General features: G+C 46.7%; 1 protein-coding gene. It reads left to right on the top strand.

Features of this window, described 5'->3' with window-relative positions; genetic code table 11:
* Positions 1-60: 60 nt before the first annotated feature.
* A partial coding sequence (locus L1285_RS23505; protein WP_235414552.1) for an IS256 family transposase occupies positions 61-1,036 on the top strand: 976 nt, incomplete at its 3' end.

The following is a 1,036-nucleotide window of genomic DNA, read 5'->3' as shown; positions in this document are numbered from 1 at the left end:
GGTAGTGTTCAATTTTCTGTGTCATTTCGATAAGTTAAGATGCAAAAAGAGAAATGACTCATGACTACACAAAAATTTGATTTAGATTCTGTATTGAAAGCGCTCCAGGACGGCAAAAACCTCACTGGTAAAGATGGAGCGCTCACCCCGTTGATAAAACAGCTCACTGAAGCCGCAATGAAGGCTGAGTTGGAAAACCACTTAGCTGAAAGCTCCGAGCCCAACCGTAAGAACGGTAAATCCACTAAAACCGTCAAAGGGCCCACTGGTGCATTTGAACTTGAGACGCCTCGTGACCGAGCAGGCACCTTCGAGCCGCAGTTGGTGAAAAAGCACCAAACCCATCTGACCGAAGACTTAGAACGCAAGATTCTTGCGCTGTTTGCCTTGGGTAACAGCTACCAGGATATCCGCGCTCACATCGCCGATATGTACGATATATCTATTTCCAACGGTACTATTAATGCCGTAACAGACAAGCTACTGCCTGAGCTCCAGGCTTGGCGTGAACGTGATTTGGAAGCCATATACCCCATTGTTTGGCTTGACGCTATTCACTATAAGATCAAAGAAAACGGACGTTATGTCAGTAAAGCCATCTACACCATTTTGGCTCTCAACATCGAAGGCAAAAAGGAGCTTTTGGGCCTCTACCTTTCAGACCAGGAAGGTGCCCATCACTGGCTAAGCGTGTTGACCGACCTTAATAATCGAGGCGTTAAAGATATCCTGATTGCCTGCGTGGATGGCCTCAAAGGCTTCCCTGAAGCCATTGAAACCATCTATCCGAACACAGAGGTCCAGCACTGTATCATTCACCAGATACGTAACTCACTCAAATACGTGGCATCCAAAAACCAAAAGGCTTTCATGGCGGATCTCAAATGCGTTTATAAGGCTGCAACCCTTAATGCTGCTGAAATCGCGCTGGACGAACTGGAAGCCAAGTGGGGTGAAAAATACCCTTTGGTCATCAAATCATGGCGCTGTAAATGGCCGACACTCAGCGCTTACTTCAAGTACCCGGATTACGTAA

The sequence above is a fragment of the Pseudoalteromonas sp. DL2-H2.2 genome (assembly GCF_021532535.1).
Lineage (GTDB): Bacteria > Pseudomonadota > Gammaproteobacteria > Enterobacterales > Alteromonadaceae > Pseudoalteromonas > Pseudoalteromonas rubra_A.
The sequence above is the reverse complement of the archived record's forward strand: the minus strand, read 5'-3'. Positions and strand labels throughout refer to the sequence as shown.